16 protein-coding genes are annotated in these 15,818 nt (G+C 36.6%); 10 read left to right on the top strand and 6 right to left on the bottom strand.

Annotated features, from left to right (window positions below; all coding sequences use genetic code 11):
- Positions 1-1,331 (bottom strand): protein-tyrosine phosphatase family protein (locus ACY2V1_RS02575; RefSeq protein ID WP_461833234.1); only part of this gene is annotated, 1,331 nt, incomplete at its 3' end.
- A gap of 363 nt (positions 1,332-1,694) precedes the next feature.
- Here ACY2V1_RS02575 and ACY2V1_RS02570 point away from each other — a divergent pair.
- The 8 genes from ACY2V1_RS02570 to ACY2V1_RS02535 are packed head-to-tail and all read left to right on the top strand — an operon-like array spanning position 1,695 to position 10,783.
- Positions 1,695-2,171 carry a hydrogenase maturation protease gene (locus ACY2V1_RS02570; RefSeq protein ID WP_461833233.1) on the top strand — a complete coding sequence of 159 codons (477 nt, stop codon included), beginning with the start codon at positions 1,695-1,697 and terminating at the stop codon, positions 2,169-2,171.
- Positions 2,172-2,174: 3 nt separating this feature from the next.
- On the top strand, positions 2,175-2,660 hold the full coding sequence (locus ACY2V1_RS11035; protein WP_498040220.1) for a helix-turn-helix domain-containing protein: 486 nt from the start codon (positions 2,175-2,177) through the stop codon (positions 2,658-2,660).
- A gap of 57 nt (positions 2,661-2,717) precedes the next feature.
- Positions 2,718-5,534, top strand: a complete 2,817-nt coding sequence (locus tag ACY2V1_RS02560; RefSeq protein ID WP_498040219.1) for a 4Fe-4S binding protein — start codon at positions 2,718-2,720, stop codon at positions 5,532-5,534.
- 11 nt (positions 5,535-5,545) lie between these two features.
- The gene (locus tag ACY2V1_RS02555) at positions 5,546-5,965 is read left to right on the top strand and encodes a hydrogenase iron-sulfur subunit (RefSeq protein ID WP_461833232.1); all 420 of its coding nucleotides are present in this window, start codon (positions 5,546-5,548) and stop codon (positions 5,963-5,965) included.
- Between the two features lie 20 nt (positions 5,966-5,985).
- On the top strand, positions 5,986-7,305 hold the full coding sequence (locus ACY2V1_RS02550; protein WP_461833231.1) for a (Fe-S)-binding protein: 1,320 nt from the start codon (positions 5,986-5,988) through the stop codon (positions 7,303-7,305).
- A 47-nt stretch (positions 7,306-7,352) separates the two neighbouring features.
- Positions 7,353-8,465, top strand: coding sequence for a Coenzyme F420 hydrogenase/dehydrogenase, beta subunit C-terminal domain (locus ACY2V1_RS02545; RefSeq protein ID WP_461833230.1), 1,113 nt, complete (start codon positions 7,353-7,355; stop codon positions 8,463-8,465).
- A gap of 19 nt (positions 8,466-8,484) precedes the next feature.
- Positions 8,485-9,420: an NADH-quinone oxidoreductase subunit B family protein gene (locus tag ACY2V1_RS02540; RefSeq protein ID WP_461833229.1), complete on the top strand. Its 936-nt coding sequence runs from the start codon at positions 8,485-8,487 to the stop codon at positions 9,418-9,420.
- Between the two features lie 13 nt (positions 9,421-9,433).
- Positions 9,434-10,783: a Ni/Fe hydrogenase subunit alpha gene (locus ACY2V1_RS02535; protein WP_461833228.1), complete on the top strand. Its 1,350-nt coding sequence runs from the start codon at positions 9,434-9,436 to the stop codon at positions 10,781-10,783.
- 92 nt (positions 10,784-10,875) lie between these two features.
- Here ACY2V1_RS02535 and ACY2V1_RS02530 read toward each other — a convergent pair whose 3' ends face one another.
- From ACY2V1_RS02530 to ACY2V1_RS02520, 3 genes are all read right to left on the bottom strand, one after another.
- The gene (locus ACY2V1_RS02530) at positions 10,876-11,319 is read right to left on the bottom strand and encodes a DMT family transporter (RefSeq protein ID WP_461833227.1); all 444 of its coding nucleotides are present in this window, start codon (positions 11,317-11,319) and stop codon (positions 10,876-10,878) included.
- Between the two features lie 456 nt (positions 11,320-11,775).
- The gene (locus ACY2V1_RS02525; protein ID WP_461833226.1) at positions 11,776-13,098 is read right to left on the bottom strand and encodes a CoA activase; all 1,323 of its coding nucleotides are present in this window, start codon (positions 13,096-13,098) and stop codon (positions 11,776-11,778) included.
- Between the two features lie 134 nt (positions 13,099-13,232).
- A complete protein-coding gene (locus ACY2V1_RS02520) occupies positions 13,233-13,586 on the bottom strand; it encodes a winged helix-turn-helix domain-containing protein (protein WP_461833225.1) in 354 nt (117 codons plus the stop codon).
- 47 nt (positions 13,587-13,633) lie between these two features.
- On the opposite strand from ACY2V1_RS02520, the gene ACY2V1_RS02515 reads away from it, so the two are divergent.
- A complete protein-coding gene (locus ACY2V1_RS02515) occupies positions 13,634-13,879 on the top strand; it encodes a ribbon-helix-helix domain-containing protein (protein WP_461833224.1) in 246 nt (81 codons plus the stop codon).
- Entirely contained in the window at positions 13,872-14,243 is a 372-nt protein-coding gene (locus ACY2V1_RS02510) for a type II toxin-antitoxin system VapC family toxin (RefSeq protein ID WP_461833223.1), read from the top strand. Before ACY2V1_RS02515 ends, ACY2V1_RS02510 begins: the two co-directional genes overlap by 8 nt.
- A gap of 107 nt (positions 14,244-14,350) precedes the next feature.
- On the opposite strand, the gene ACY2V1_RS02505 is transcribed toward ACY2V1_RS02510, so the two are convergent.
- Together ACY2V1_RS02505 and csx1 are read right to left on the bottom strand one after the other, a co-directional pair.
- Positions 14,351-14,521, bottom strand: a complete 171-nt coding sequence (locus ACY2V1_RS02505; protein WP_461833222.1) for a CRISPR-associated protein Csx3 — start codon at positions 14,519-14,521, stop codon at positions 14,351-14,353.
- Positions 14,518-15,780: a CRISPR-associated CARF protein Csx1 gene (csx1, locus tag ACY2V1_RS02500; RefSeq protein WP_461833221.1), complete on the bottom strand. Its 1,263-nt coding sequence runs from the start codon at positions 15,778-15,780 to the stop codon at positions 14,518-14,520. Before csx1 ends, ACY2V1_RS02505 begins: the two co-directional genes overlap by 4 nt.
- Positions 15,781-15,818: the final 38 nt, after the last annotated feature.

Raw genomic sequence — 15,818 nt, 5'->3', positions numbered from 1 at the left:
TTATTAAAGTGATATGTGAGCTGCAGGTCATATTCCCAGCCAACAGCATCATCAATATCCTTTCCATTTATATCTTCCAGCGCACCTGTTTCAGCAAACCAGAAATACTGGAATTGTGTTTTATAAGAAAATTTCTCAATTGCACCTTTACAGCCAATACCCAAGGAATACATACCTGGGTTGTATGCACTACCAGACTTGCCTATTCCGCCGTAACCAGTTCCTTTACCTCCTAATATGGCAAAGTCATTGGCATATAGATGGGAACCAAGGATTGGTATGTATTTGTAAATAAAGGCATTTTCCATTCCAAAAGTGGGAGCATATCTGGATATATTGGTGATTGGATTGTATGCATTGATTTCATCGTCATTTGCATCGTCATCACCTGACATATAATAACCGCCTATATAGGGTTTAATAGCGTCGGATATGTCGAATTCTAAAGATGCAAATCCAGCATAAGCTGATATGTCTACGTCTTTATCTGCCCCAAGCTGTTCCTTGTTTCCAACTGCATATACAAATTCTGCCCTTGGTACAATCATGCCTATTTTCCCATAGACCTCTGCACCAAAGTAATTTACAGTTGCTCCCATCGCATCGTTATCACTATAGGCATAAAATGGAGAAAAGTTCAGTCCCATAACAGGAACAGTTAGTTTTAGAGTATATACATTCCAGTCCAATGCATCACCGTCAGTTACTCCAACATTTCCTATATCGTCGAATACAAATAGGTCTAATATTTCATAGGAGATCCCGTTTATTTTTCCTCTTAATCCAACATAGGGATGGTCATCACCATAGAGAACACCACCAGTTTTTAGGTCCAGAAATTTAGTCTGCCACCCAGTTTCTAATGTGGTTGGAACTCCATAAGATGAAAAGTCATATGTGAACTCAAGTTTTTCAACTCCAAAGCTATTACCAGACATTCCATTCTCTCTTTCTATAGCTTCGGCTCCATTTGTTCTTTCACCTCTATCTGTATTTTGTTTGTCATATGTTAAATCAGATTCTAGGATTGCCAAAAAACTCCAGTGTTCTCCGCCCCCTTTAAATCCAAGTCTAAATTCACTCCTAACTCCAATATCATCATCACCCATAAATCCGTTTTCATCTAGCGTCATGTCATATGCAGTATCTTTGTCATTAAAGTCCACATTTGTGCTATACATTGGATAGGTCTTCAAACTGCCAAATATCTGAATATCAATATCCTTGCTTGCAGCACTTACCTTTCCAGTTCCCATTTTGGCGAAACAGATAACTGGCGATGCCATTAGAAGTATCAAGATGATAAACAAGACGTTCTTTATTTTTTTCATAATAACATCCTCCGTCCTATAAATTCATTGATTAATTTAGGCCCCTATTCCTAAAAATTTTTGTTGGTTAGCTATTTGTTTTTTAACTTGTATCCCACATCTCCTTCCTCCTTTTGTTTAGGGTTTTACAGTTAATAATTAACTATTTTTCGAAGAAATTAAAATGAGTACTAACCTTAAACTTTGTTTTTTTCAAGAATTTTTTAAAAAAAGTTTTTTAAATAATTAGCAAGAAATTGTTCAGATATTTTTTTTGTTTTATTTATGCAAAATTTTAAATTTGTAATATAATTTTCTTGACAAAAATTGAATAATAGGCATATGCTTATATGCAAGTTTAATTTTTTTGAACAGGGATTAGCTATGAGAAACAAGGTTCTTGTATTTGGGTGTGGGAATCTGTTGTTTGGGGATGATGGTTTTGGACCAGCCTTTGTGGATTATTTTAATCTCCATTTTAAGGATAAGTTATCTTCAGATGTTAAGGTTGTGGATGTAGGGACATCTGTGAGGGATTTTTTATTTGATATCTTACTTATGCAAGAAAAGCCCAAAAAAATAATAATTGTGGATGCGCATACTGGTGATTATAAGCCAGGTGAGATCTTAGAGATAGACTTAGATCAGATATCTCCTAAAAAGATATCTGATTTTTCTCTCCATCAATTCCCCACCGCAAATCTCCTTAAAGAGCTTAAACAAAATACCTCAGTTGAGGTCAAAGTCTTTGTTTGTCAGACAGAGTTTGTGCCAGATGAAGTATCGTCTGGTCTCAGTGATAGTGTGAAGAAGGCCATACCTAAAATGTGTGAAATCATATTAAAGGAATGTGAGGTGTAGCTTATGGTTAGATTTAAAGTGATAGATTTAGCCAGGGTATTTGGTGTCCATAGGAACACCATTACCAACTGGATAAGGAAGGGTGCGTTGAAGGCCAAGCCAATTGTTGGCAGGAAGTATGTGATAGCAGAAGAAGAACTCAGGTCCTTTGCAAGGGAAAACAATGTATCCGATGAAATAATAGAAAAGTTTATTGAGAATAATAGGGTACAGGAAGAACTTATTGAAGACAGGATCTTGAGTGGAGCAGGGATTCAGGATCAAGAAGATGTTTTGCAACCAGGAACAAAAGAAAGTAGCCAGCAAATGTATAAACAGCAAACAGTGGGTTCTGTGCTTGTTTTGGGCGGTGGGATAGCTGGAATTCAGACAGTTTTAGATCTTGCAGATTCTGGTTATTTTGTCCATTTAGTTGAGCGCTCTGCTGGTATAGGCGGAGTTATGGCACAGCTGGACAAGACATTTCCCACCAATGACTGTGCCATGTGAATTATTTCACCTAAACTGGTCGAGGTCGGCCGGCACTTAAACGTTGATCTCCATACCTTGTCTGAAGTCATAGAAGTATCAGGTGAGCCTGGAAATTTTCAGGTTAAGATCAAAAAACATCCACGTTATGTGGATATGAACAAGTGCATTGCCTGTGGTTTATGTGCTGAAAAGTGTCCGAAAAAAGTGGATGATGAGTTTAATTTTGGACTTTCAAAGAGAAAGGCAATTTACATAAAATATGGCCAATCAGTTCCTTTAAAATATGCCATTGATCCCAACAGCTGTATTTATCTCACCCGTGGAAAATGTAGGGCCTGTGAAAAATTTTGTCCTACTGGGGCAATAAATTTTGAAGACAAAGAAGAGATCATTACTTTAAATGTAGGAGCAATTATTTGTGCTCCTGGATTTAAGCCCTTTGATCCTTCTTCTCTTGATTCTTATGCATACAATCAAATTCCAGATGTGGTCACATCTTTGGAATATGAAAGGCTCCTTTCTGCTGGTGGTCCATATATGGGACATTTAGTTAGGCCATCTGATGAAAAAGAGCCCAAAAAAATTGCCTGGATACAGTGTGTTGGTTCAAGGGATACAAATAGGTGCTCAAATGGATATTGCTCCTCTGTATGCTGCATGTATGCCATAAAACAGGCCCTTGTTACAAAGGAACACCTTCCTCCAGGCTCATCATTAAAGCAGTCCATTTTTTACATGGATATGCGTACCCATGGAAAGGAATTTGAGAAATATTTTGAAGATGCAAAAAATAAAGGTATTGAGTTTGTGAGGGCAAGGCCACATACCTTGGAGCCTGGAAAGGATAACAGGGGCGTTGTATTGCGGTATGTGGATGAAGACGGAAAAGTCATAAAAGACGAATACGATATGGTTGTTTTAAGTGTTGGTTTAGAGGCCCCTGAATCTGCAAATGACCTTGCTTCTATTATGAATTTTGACTTAGATGAGTACAATTTTGCAAAAACCAGTTCATTTAATCTGGTTCAGACCTCAAAAAAAGGCGTTTATGTAACCGGCGCATTTGGTGGGCCAAAGGATATACCTCAAGCAGTTACTGAGGCATCCACTGCAGCTGCCGAGGCAGCAAAGCTACTTGCAACTGCTAGAGGGACACTTACAAAGGAAAAGAGATATCCAGAAGAAAGAGATATATCAGGTGAAGAACCCAGAATTGGGGTGTTTGTCTGCTCGTGTGGTATAAATATATCCAGTGTGGTGGATGTAAAAGAACTTGTGGAGTTTTCAAAAACACTCCCAAATGTCCAGTATGTGGAAAACACCATGTTTTCCTGTTCAACTGATACTCAAAATCTGATAATTGAAAAAATTAAAGAATTTAATTTAAATAGAATAGTTGTTGCAGCATGTACTCCGAGGACACATGAGGTTTTATTTCAAGAGACCTTAAAGGAAGCTGGTTTAAATGATTTTCTTGTTGAAATGGCAAATATAAGAAATCAAAATTCGTGGGTTCATGGTTCTGATCCTAAGGCTGCTACTGAAAAGGCAAAGGACCAGATAAAGATGGCAGTTGCCAAGGCGGCACTTAATTATCCTTTAAAAAGAGAAAAGATCAAAGTAGAACAAAAGGCGTTAATTGTTGGTGGTGGTGTATCGGGTATTACCGCTGCGCTCACTCTGGCAAACCTTGGATATGAATGTTATTTAGTTGAAAAGGATAAAGAGCTTGGCGGAAATGCCTGGAAATTAGATATTACTTTTCAAGGAGAAAAAATTAGTCCATGGCTAAGGGCACAAGTTCATAGAGTGGAAAATCATCCCAAAATAGAAGTTATAAAGAATGCTACAATAAAAAGTGTTGAAGGGTCTATGGGAGACTTTTCTGCTCAGATAGATGTAGGTGGTGAAGTGAGGCAGATCAAGTTTGGAGCTGCAGTAGTATGTGTAGGTGGAAAGGAATTTAAGCCCAAAGAATATCTGTATGGAGAGGATGAAAGAGTTGTGACTGCTTTAGAGTTTGAGCAAAGACTCAGTTCTAGAAAGATAGATCCATCTAATATAAATTCTGTTGTGTTTATTCAGTGTGTGGGATCCAGGGAAAAAGACAGGCCTTACTGTAGCAGGGTATGTTGTACCCATACAATGCAGGACGCAATTAAATTAAAGGAAAAAAATCCAGACATTCAGGTATATGTGTTATACAGGGATATCAGGACATATGGAGTCAGGGAAAAACTCTATAAAAAGGCAAGGGATCTGGGGGTTATATTTATCAGGTATTCACTTCAGAGCAAGCCAGAACTTACAGCTACTCCCTCTGAACTCTTAATAAACATAGAAGATCCAATTTTAAATATGCCACTTGAAATTCATGCGGACTATGTATGTCTTGCCACTGGTGTTGTTCCAACAGAAGGTAGCAGCGAGATATGTGAGTTGTTTAAACTCAGTAGGAATCCAGAAGGGTTTATAAATGAGGCCCATCCAAAACTTAGACCAGTTGATTCTTCTACAGATGGAGTGTTTATTGCTGGACTATGTAATTATCCAAAATCAATTGATGAATCCATAGCTCAGGCAAAGGCAGCAGCTCAAAGGGCATCTATAGTGTTGTCAAAAGAAGAGATGGAATTAGATGCAATAAAGTCATTTGTGACAGACAAATGTGATGGATGTGGGATGTGCGTTGATGTTTGTCCATATGGTGCATTGAAACTTACAGAATTCACAGATATAGATGGTAATGTAAAAAAGAGGATTGCTTCAGATCTTGCATTATGTAAAGGTTGTGGTCTTTGTGAGACAACATGTCCCAAAGGTGGTATTCTAGTGCATGGATTTACTCTCGGACAGATTGAGACACAGGTTGAAACCCTTCTAACTTGTTAAGGAGTTTTGTCATGATGGAGAATTTTGAGCCTGTAATAGTAGGATTTTTATGTAATTGGTGTGCCTATGCAGGTGCAGATTTAGCAGGGGTATCAAGGCTTCAATATCCCCCAAATATGAGGCCTATTAGAGTAATGTGTTCTGGTATGGTTCCACCAGAAACAGTTGTCAGGGCACTGAAATTAGGTGCTGACGGTGTCATTGTTATGGGGTGACATCTTGGAGAGTGTCATTACCAGGATGGTAATTACAAAGCAAAGGATAGAGGTAAGGCAATTAAAATAGCATTGAAAGAAATGGGACTAAATCCAGAGAGATTTACCATTGAGTGGGTTTCTGCAGCTGAAGCACCTAGATTTGCCCAGCTGGTTACCCAATTTGTGGAGAAAATAAAAGAAATTGGTCCAAATCCCTTAAAAAATAAAGGGTAGTGATAGAGTGGAGGCAAAAAATGGGTGATAATAAAATTGTTCTTGGTAAGGAGAAAAAGAGTTTTTTCAAAGATAAGGTAATGGAACTACTCCCTGAGGGGGGGAATTTAAATAGCTGTCTTACATGTGGGGCCTGTGCTTCTGGGTGTCCTGCTTCTGGTTTGGAGGATATGGACCCAAGGAAATTTTTGAGACTGGCTGCTCTTGGCATGGACGAAATAATAACCTCTACACCGTGGGTCTGGATGTGTTCAATGTGTCAGAGGTGTATATATGTATGTCCCATGAAGATAGATATCCCCCAGTTGGTTTATTATGCAAGACAGGCGTGGCCCAGGGATAAAAGGCCCACAGGAATTTTAAAGTCATGTGACGTTGCACTAAAACATGATACATGCAGTGCAATGGGGGCATCTGAAGAGGATTTTCAGTTTGTTGTGGAAGATGTTTTAGATGAATATAGGGCAGCTCAGCCAGAATTTGCACAAATGCAGGCCCCTATAAATAAAAAAGGTGCTGAATTTTTCTTAAATCAGAATTCAAGGGAGCCGGTAACCGAACCAGATGAGATGGTGCCATTGTGGAAGATACTCCATCTTGCAGGTGCTGACTGGACATATGGAACAAAGGGCTGGGCAGCTGAAAACTATTGTATGTTTTTGGCTGATGATGAGTCCTGGGAAAAAATCGTTAGAACAAAGGCAGAGGCTGTTGAAGAGCTTGGTTGCAAGGTCTGGCTCAATACTGAGTGAGGACATGAGATGTTTGCAGTCCGGTCAGGACTGAAAAAATTCAATATTCCTCACAATTTTGAAATCAAATCAATTATTCAATACTATGCCCAGTGGATTAAAGAAGGAAAGCTCAAAGTATCTTCTGATTGGAACAAAGACCTCAAGATTAAATTTACTGTCCAGGATCCCTGCCAGCTTGTAAGAAAATCTTTTGGAGATCCTGTTGCTGAGGATTTGAGATTTGTAATTAAGGCCTGTGTTGGTGAAGAAAATTTTGTTGATATGTATCCAAATAGATCAAACAATTATTGTTGTGGTGGAGGCGGTGGCTATTTACAGTCTGGCTATACAGATGCTAGGAGAAAGTATGGAAGTCTCAAAGCTGAGCAGATATTGGCAACAGGTGCAAGTTATTGCATAACTCCATGTCACAATTGTCACGCCCAGATCCATGATTTGAGCGAACAATATGAACACAAGTGGCATACAGTCCATCTATGGACCATTTTGTGTTTATCTCTGGGAATACTTGGTCCAAATGAAAGGGAATATCTTGGTGATGATCTAAAGGACGTGTGGGTATTTCATCCTGAATCAGCAATGTAGGGGGTATAAATTTTTTATTTGTGAGGTAACTGGTATGAGGAGGCATTATGAAGACTTTTTTTAATCTTATTCAAGAAGTGCAAAAGGTAGGGAAATGCCATCATTGTGGAGCATGTGTGGCATTTTGTGATGCACTAAACTATGGTGCCCTGGAAATTGGAGAAGATGGCATTCCTAGATATAAAGATATAAATAAGTGTATTGAGTGCGGATTGTGTTACACAATCTGTCCAGAGATACATGAATTGGACGAAGAACTTAAGAGAAAGGTCGGGTGGAGTGAGCCGATTGGAAGAGTATTAAGTTCTAGGTCTGTTAGGGCTATAGATGAGAATATAAGAAATAATGCTACAGATGGAGGGGCGGTTACAGCGCTTCTTTTATATCTTTTTGATACTGGTCAGATAAATGGAGCTATTGTAACCAAAAAAGTGGGAAAATTTGAGAGGGTTCCCCATCTGGCAACAACAAGAGAGGAAATAATCAATTCTGCTGGATTCTTTTTTGAGACCTCCCATGGAATTCACAATTTTTCCAAAAGGTACTCTGAGGTGGCCACAGTGGAGGCCTTTCAGACATTGCGAAAAAAAGGTCTAAGCAGAGTTGCTCTGGTTGCCAGCCCCTGTCAGATATTGGCATTCAGAAAAATGGAGCTATTGGGAATTACTCCATCAGAATCAATAAGGTTCTGTCTGGGACTGTTTTGTTCAGGAAATTTTGAGTTTAATGAACAAAATAGAAAGATATTAGGTGAAAAATTCAATTTTTCATGGGATGATGTGGAGAAAATAAATATAAAGGAAGAATTATATATAACATTAAAGAGTGGAGAAAAGCTCACGATTCCTCTTAATGAACTGGATTTTATGAAGAAATATGCATGTAAACTCTGTTTAGATTATACAGCACAATTTTCAGATCTTTCCTTTGGTGGACTTGGATCAGAAGATGGCTGGACAACAGTGCTTGCCAGAACTCCAAAGGGTAGGGCAGCCCTTGAAAGTGCAATTGGGGTTACCTTAGAAGAGATAAAATATTCCGACCGTCCACTCTATGTAACTGATATGCTATATAAGATCCATACACAGGCAGCAAAGAAGAAAAAGAGTTCCAAAGAGAGGTTAAGGAATTTAGGTAAATCAACCAAGGTTAGTATGTAAATTTGATAGGGGGCAAGTAATGAGCATTAAAGTTGTCAGTGATTGGCTAAATGCATGCTCTGGATGTGAAATAGCCATAGTGGATATGGGTATAAGACTTTTAGATGTGTTACAGCACGCTGAATTTGTACATATACCAGTTTTAATGGATCACAAATATCATGGTCAAATGGGTGATGGTGATCATAAGAATATAGATATTCCAGAGGCAGATTTAGGAATAATTTCTGGGTCTGTGAGAAATGAAGAGCATGTAGAAGTTGCAAAAAAAATAAGGGAAAAATGTAAGATTGTAATTGCGTTAGGTACATGTGCAACCCATGGAGGAATACCAGGTCTTATTAATTCATATACAGTAGAGGAAGTTCTAAGTAGATATTACTCAACAGAGACAACTGATAAGCCTGACAAATATCCAGATGAAGGGCTGCCACCTCTTTTGGATAGATGTTATGCTTTAGATGAAATAATTCCAGTGGACCTAAATTTTCCTGGCTGTCCACCCCATCCAGATCTTATTTTTAAGGCTCTGATATCCCTTGTAAAAGGAGATAAAATAGAACTACCAGAAAAAAGTGTGTGTGATATGTGTCCAACTAAGAGATTTGGCAAAGGAGATGTAAAAAAACTATCCAGATTTACTACAAGGCCAAAAGAGATTGATTATACCAAGCCCTTGAATGAGATGAGATGTTTTATTGAACAGGGATATCTTTGTATGGGACCAGTGACCAAAGCTGGGTGTGGTGGAGACAATGGTGTTCCAAGATGTATAGCTGCAAGGGTTCCATGCAGGGGCTGCAGTGGTCCAGTTAAGCATGATGGAAATCAGATGTTGGATATTTTATCAGCCCTGGCCTCCAATGGAGTGGATATAGACTCAATTCCAGAATATACTTCATTGAATAGATTTTGTGGAGGTCACGGAAACCTTAGACCAAAATTAAATTTGTAGGAGGCCAAAGTATATGGGAAGAATATTAAATATAGCACCCATAACCAGAATTGAAGGACATGCGTCCATAGTGATTAATCTTGATGACAATGGAAATGTGGAAGATTCTAAGGTTTATTTTAAGGCCCTTAGGGGATTTGAAAAGTTTGTTGAAGGAAAACCAGCTGAGGAATTACCCAGGATAGTAAATAGGATTTGTGGAATTTGCCCATGGCATCATCACCTTGCTTCAAACAAGGCAGTTGACAGGTGTTTTGGGGTAACTCCTCCCCCTGCTGGCCAAAAATTAAGGGAGCTTATGCAGATAATCTCCCATGCAGAAGATAAGCTCCTCCATTTTTTCTTTTTAGCAGCCGCTGACTTTGTGATTGGTCCAGATAGTGACTACTCTGTGAGGAATGTAATTGGAATAGCCAAGGCAAATCCAGAGCTTGCTCAGAAGATTGTATCAATGAGATACAAGTTAAAGATGATCTTGGAGAAATTTGCAGGAAAGGCGATTCATCCCGTTGCCGGAGTTGTAGGTGGATTTGCAAAGCCAATGACAGAAGAGGATAGAAAAGAAATTCTAAATCAGATGCAGGAGATCTTGGATTTTGCTTTGTTTACCATAGATTTTGCCAAAAAGGATTTATTCCCTAAATACATCGATGTAATTCAAAATGTAGGGGTTATAAAGACAGGTTTTATTGGGACTGTTGATGAAGATGGGGCACTAAATCTTTATGATGGAAATCTCAGGATAATGAAGCCAGATGGTTCATATACAGATTTTGATCCTCAAGAATACACAAATTATATTGGCGAGCATGTAGAACCATATTCATATGGAAAGATGCCCTATGCCAAATTCTGGAATGAGGGCTTTTCTCTTGACCTTGATAATCCAAGAGGGATCTATAGATCCAATTGTCTGGCAAGAATAAATGTGTGTGATAGTATAAAGACCCCTAAGGCGCAGGCAGAGTTAGAGGAATTTAGAGAGAAGTTTGGAAGACCAGCTCAGGCCACACTTTTATATCACTGGGCAAGGCTTATTGAGGAAGTTTATTCGTGTGAAAGGGCAATTGAGTTATTAAATGATCCAGAGATAACTGATCCCAATATAAGGACAGATGCAACGCCAAAGGCAGGTAGAGGAGTTGGATGTGTTGAGGCCCCAAGGGGCACTTTAATTCATGACTATACAACAGATGAAAATGGATTGATTGTCACGGCTAATATGATAGTTGGAACTACCCACAACCTTGGGCCTATTAATCTGAGTGTAAAACAGGCTGCAAAGACCCTTATCAAAAATGGAAATGTAGATGAAGGGATTTTAAATAAGGTGGAGATGGCGGTTCGGGCATATGATCCGTGAATATCCTGCGCTACACACCGCCTGGATGGCGGCATCCCTGTAAATGTTAAGGTTGTGGATAAAGAAGGGAATGTTATTTTTGACAAAAAGAACTAAAAATATTTTACCAATGCAACTCCAATGAAAATTAAGGCTACTCCAAGTACTCTAATCAAGCTCACAGGGTGTTTGGGGTAGCCCAAGACTCCAAAATGATCATAAATAATAGATGCTAGCATCTGACCAGCTATAAACAGGGCAAACATAGTTGTTGCCCCAAGTCTTGGCACAGCAAAGATGGTTACAGTTACTAAAAACGCCCCTAAAAGCCCACCGAGATAGGCCCACCACGGTATATTGCTAAAGGCGATTTCTTCAGTTGGATAGAGTTTAAAGGCAAAAATAAAGATAAATAGACCAATTGATCCTATAATAAAAGATATAAGCGCAGCTGTTAAGTTGCTTTTTAAATAACTGCTAAGTATTGCATTGACTCCTGCCTGTGTAGTTGCAAAAATTCCTGAAATTAAGACAAGTAACATTACAAAGAGTTTCATGTTGCCTCCATGGTTGTTATTTTTGGGCATATATTTGTCTGGCACATGGCACAACAAATAGATTTGGTTAGGGCAGGGCACAAAGGGTTATTTTTTATTTCCGCTCCAGGATGAACTTCATATAAGAGCTTGTAATGCTCGCTTTGCTAAAAGTTGCAATGTCGGCTCCGCCGACTGGTGCAACTTTTTTTAGCTCCACTCGCAAACAAGCTCTAATATTTGTCCATAGGTCGCTTCAATAAAAAATAACCCTTTGTGCCCCAGTATCTGTTATAGTAATCCGCTTAATTTTATACAATGCCCATGATTTTTTTATTCTTTTATATATTTTTTGAAAAATTTCCCTCCTTGTCGCTCCTAATTTTTCTTCTATCTCTTATTGTATTATGTCTTATTATATCAAATTCTGTGGAATACAATATTTCTTTCTCCTCTAATTATTATTCTCTATTTCAGTTAATTAAATTTTTGTTTTCTTAGACTTGCTTGATACATAAATGTCTTAAGGGCCATTTCCCTATTTGGCTGAATAGTGCCATCAAAAGGGGTATCAATATAGGGTATATGTTTTTTCTTTAAAATGGGTTTTAAGATAGCTGAAGTAATTGTAGATGGCATACAACTAAATGGATAGACATTTACAATGCCATGGAAATTTTCTTCTATATATGACAATGCCCCTGATATGCTAAGACATGCCTCTGTACCAACTTCAAAAGAATAAATGGATTTATTATCCAATTTTTTTTCTAAGTGTGATATTTCGTGATCCACGTGTATATCTAAATGTTTTAACACTGCCTTATATACCTGTTTTTGTCTCATTTTCTGGTAAGATTCTTTTAGGCCTGCAGTAAATAACTGTTTGTAGTTAAATAAAGCAGATTTTATTTTCTTTTCTCTAATGTCTATTTTTATTTTTCTTTTTAATTTTCTTATTTCCTCATAAGTGACAAAGTTGACCCATTCTCCTAACGTCGCATTTGTTACTTCACCGCCATATGATTCAATCTTTTTTATGATATTTTGATTTGATTCTGGATGGGATCTTAAATATATCTCACCTACTATACCTATCTGAGGTTTTCTTGGGATCTTTCTATCAATTAATTGCGACGCCTGTTTGGCAATTAAAGAGATTAGATCAAAGAGTTCTGGAAAAGGAAGGGATTTTCCCTTTTGTTCTATTAATTTTATGAGCTCCCAGAGTCCTTTTTGGATCAACTTATCTGTTGAGCCTTTTTCCTTTTCATATGGCCTTACCCTAAAGCATATCCTGTCCAGGGCATCAGCTATAATTGTTGTCACATAAGCCAATTTTCTAAATTTTGATGCATCTTCAGGAGGCAAAATTTGTTTAGTATCATAGGAGTTTTCTGTTGACAGATAAGAAATATAAATACCTTTATATTCAGATATTGAATCTAAAATAATCCTGTGTAGTTTGTTGTACATTCCAAAACGACATGGACCATCAGATTCAGGCATAAAATAAACATACTCTTTTGGATTAAATTTATTTTTGAGCCTATTTTTCTCTTTATTAAGGAAATAAATTACATCTCCCAATGTCACCTGACAGGGGAAACATTCCTTTGATGATGTATATTTTTTTCCATGGGAAAGTCCTAAATATGTATCCATCACAATGGCATCAACTGAAAATGCAGAAAGGCAGGCAGCGAGCAGAGGTGCGCCAAAAGGGTGCATTTTGGGAATAAGGAGCTTTTTCCCCCTGATGTCAAACTGTTTAATTTCCTGTAATACGCTCTCTTTCATTTTTAACACCCTATATATATTTAATCGTCAAAGCTAAACTCCCGCCAACCACACACCTAAAGGGCGCAGCAACTTGGCGGTCAACTTGAGTTGTTCTGTCGTACAAGTGATAACTTTTGCTTTCCTGGGCATCTTCATTCCTCTTGCCCAGGATGTAATAAATAATCATTACTTTTGCAAGTAGGCACTAGCTTGCGAATAGCTGCCCCTTTCTCTTCTTTAGACTGCGCTGTCTTAGGTACTGTTTTAGCTGGGCGTTTGTAAGTATATCCCATCTCTTTTAATGCCCGTAAAACTGTATCCTTACTAACCTCAATATTTAAATCTCTTATTGCAGCATGAGTTATTAATAAAACAGTCCATGCGTTTTCCTGAAAGCCATGCATTAAAGGGGGATCTGAAATTATGCTTTCAATATATTCCATTTTTACGCATTTCTGCTTAAAAAAGAGAGAAAACAGATTATATTTAATTTTGTTTCTTGACATACATCAGGTTGTAATGTACAATTATAAATGATTATGAGGAGGAGGTTATGCAAAGAACTCAAATATATTTTGAACAAGATACTTTAAATGACTTAAAAAGAATAGCAAAAAGTTTAAATATTTCTGTATCAGAATTTATAAGAAGAGTGGTTAAAAAAGAAATAAAAAAACATAAAAAAGATTCTTTTTATGATTTTTTAGATAAATTGTCTCCTCTTGAAAGTTTTAAGGATATAGAATCTTGTGAATATGTTGATAATTTAAGGAATAAGAGTAGAATAATTAATGAATAAAATATTTCTTGATACAGATGTAATTATTAATATTTTAAAGAAAAAAGAAGATACAATAACAAAATTAAGAAGTTTAAAAGAATCAAATTTCTTTATCTCTCCGATAGTGATAGCGGAAATTTATGCTGGAGCCAGAGAAAATGAATATAAACATATAGAAAAGTTGTTTTCATTTTTTACAATTTTAGAGATAACATCAGAAATAGGATATTTAGCAGGTAAATTTGCAAATAAATATAGAAAAGCTTATAATAAAATCTCCTTAGAAGATTATTTAATAGCTGCTACAGTAAAAATCCATAATTTAAAGTTATGGACATATAATAAAAAGCATTATCCTATGTTAAAGAGTGAATTAATTTAATAAAAAAAATAGAAAAAGGTGACAGAGGCGAATAATGCTTTTACTTCATCCTTCTACCTATATAAAACTAACCTAATGCTTTCCGTCTATTAATCAGGCTCAAACAGTTATAATGCCAAACTCCAAATCCTGTAGCAGCAATATATCACAATTCCTTTAGTTTCATCAACTTTTGGCGGTTTAAGTTGTTGTAAAATTTTTGGAGTTATATTCTCTTTCAGCTCAAAATGAACAATGGTATAATTCTCTTTTTCTTTTGTCCTAAATTCAATTGTCATCTTAACCCCTTCTGACATAGATCTTTAATTGTGCCTATTTTTTCTTCTCTGTATCTTATGAATACAACATCGGGACTACTTTTTTTAACCTCAACTATATTTCGCTCAAATCCTGAATGAGCTAAGAAATTTCTACTATCAGGCTCACCAACACTACGCTCCAAAACCTCATTATAAATTTTCCAATCTCTAATATCCTTATCATCAAGATCTTTTTTTAGACTGTGAATATCTTTTTCAATTCTTGTCTTAAATCGTTCGTCAAATTTAAACAGATTTGATGTTAGATTCTTAAGTTCTGATATATTAACTTCTTTTTTGTTAGTATCAAGCAAGTTTGATTTCTCTAAAAGACTTACAGTTAAATAGGCAAATAGATATACTTTGAAATCTTTTCCAAATCTTACATTTCTTTTTACAGTCAGTTTATCTCTATTTTCTAAATTTACATATTTTGCATAAGTATGAAGAGTCTGGTGAATAATCTTATCCAGTTTATCTTTATCTGGATAAAATCTAAAAATGGCCAAAGGACAGCCATTGTATAAAGCACCAAGAAATGCAGAGATTTCTGACTTACTTACTTCTTTTGTGCAACTTAAATCTTCTTTGAACAATTTTCTTCTATCCTCAGGATCCAAATCTTTAGGCTCTAATGTTCTACCTTGATTGATTTTTTCATCAAATGGTTTTGGAGAGGGCTCTATATCTTCAATGACATTAATAAAAAGTTTATCTGTAGAAGTAGGTAATGAAGGATCTGCATTATATGCTTTAAATTTTACTTTTTTAAAAATAGAAAATAATTCTAATATTTCTTTAACTGCTCTGTAAGTAAGGATAACTGAATAATTTATGCCATGAGTTAAATCAAAATGAATTTCTAAAATATCATCTGAACATTTGAGTAGATGGATTGAAATCTTTGCAAGGGTGTAATAATAGTAATCAAGGGCTTCCCCAATAAAAATACCATTTGGAAAACTTCCAATCCCAGGTGCTATATGGACTTCACACTTTTCCAATCCAAATTCATTTACATGTTCTTTTATTTTACGCTCTGCATCTTTTTTGACTTCTTCATAGTTTGAACCTATTTTTGCTAAAGTATCTAAACCCACTATTAGAGTTTTATCAGGCTTTATAGTTTCTTGAAGAATTTTTAGAGATGTCCTTGACCTAACTTCTTTTCTATCAAATTTGTAATATAACTCCTTCCAAAATGTTGGGTTTCCCCATGGTGCAAGTAGTAACTTCATAACATTACCCCTTTATTTAACTCCTGCCCCTACCTTCA

It is taken from the genome of Desulfothermus sp. (assembly GCF_053993635.1).
Note: the sequence above shows the minus strand (reverse complement) of the source record. Positions and strands in the feature narration are given on the sequence as shown.

Excerpts from the sequence above, each read along its gene's own strand:
- ACY2V1_RS02570 (WP_461833233.1), top strand. The coding sequence starts at position 1,695 with ATGAGAAACAAGGTTCTTGTATTTGGGTGTGGGAATCTGTTGTTTGGG.
- ACY2V1_RS11035 (WP_498040220.1), top strand. The coding sequence starts at position 2,175 with ATGGTTAGATTTAAAGTGATAGATTTAGCCAGGGTATTTGGTGTCCAT.
- ACY2V1_RS02545 (WP_461833230.1), top strand. The coding sequence starts at position 7,353 with ATGAAGACTTTTTTTAATCTTATTCAAGAAGTGCAAAAGGTAGGGAAA.
- ACY2V1_RS02540 (WP_461833229.1), top strand. The coding sequence starts at position 8,485 with ATGAGCATTAAAGTTGTCAGTGATTGGCTAAATGCATGCTCTGGATGT.
- ACY2V1_RS02535 (WP_461833228.1), top strand. The coding sequence starts at position 9,434 with ATGGGAAGAATATTAAATATAGCACCCATAACCAGAATTGAAGGACAT.
- ACY2V1_RS02530 (WP_461833227.1), bottom strand. The coding sequence starts at position 11,319 with ATGAAACTCTTTGTAATGTTACTTGTCTTAATTTCAGGAATTTTTGCA.
- ACY2V1_RS02525 (WP_461833226.1), bottom strand. The coding sequence starts at position 13,098 with ATGAAAGAGAGCGTATTACAGGAAATTAAACAGTTTGACATCAGGGGG.
- ACY2V1_RS02520 (WP_461833225.1), bottom strand. The coding sequence starts at position 13,586 with ATGTCAAGAAACAAAATTAAATATAATCTGTTTTCTCTCTTTTTTAAG.
- ACY2V1_RS02515 (WP_461833224.1), top strand. The coding sequence starts at position 13,634 with ATGCAAAGAACTCAAATATATTTTGAACAAGATACTTTAAATGACTTA.
- ACY2V1_RS02510 (WP_461833223.1), top strand. The coding sequence starts at position 13,872 with ATGAATAAAATATTTCTTGATACAGATGTAATTATTAATATTTTAAAG.
- ACY2V1_RS02505 (WP_461833222.1), bottom strand. The coding sequence starts at position 14,521 with ATGACAATTGAATTTAGGACAAAAGAAAAAGAGAATTATACCATTGTT.
- csx1 (WP_461833221.1), bottom strand. The coding sequence starts at position 15,780 with ATGAAGTTACTACTTGCACCATGGGGAAACCCAACATTTTGGAAGGAG.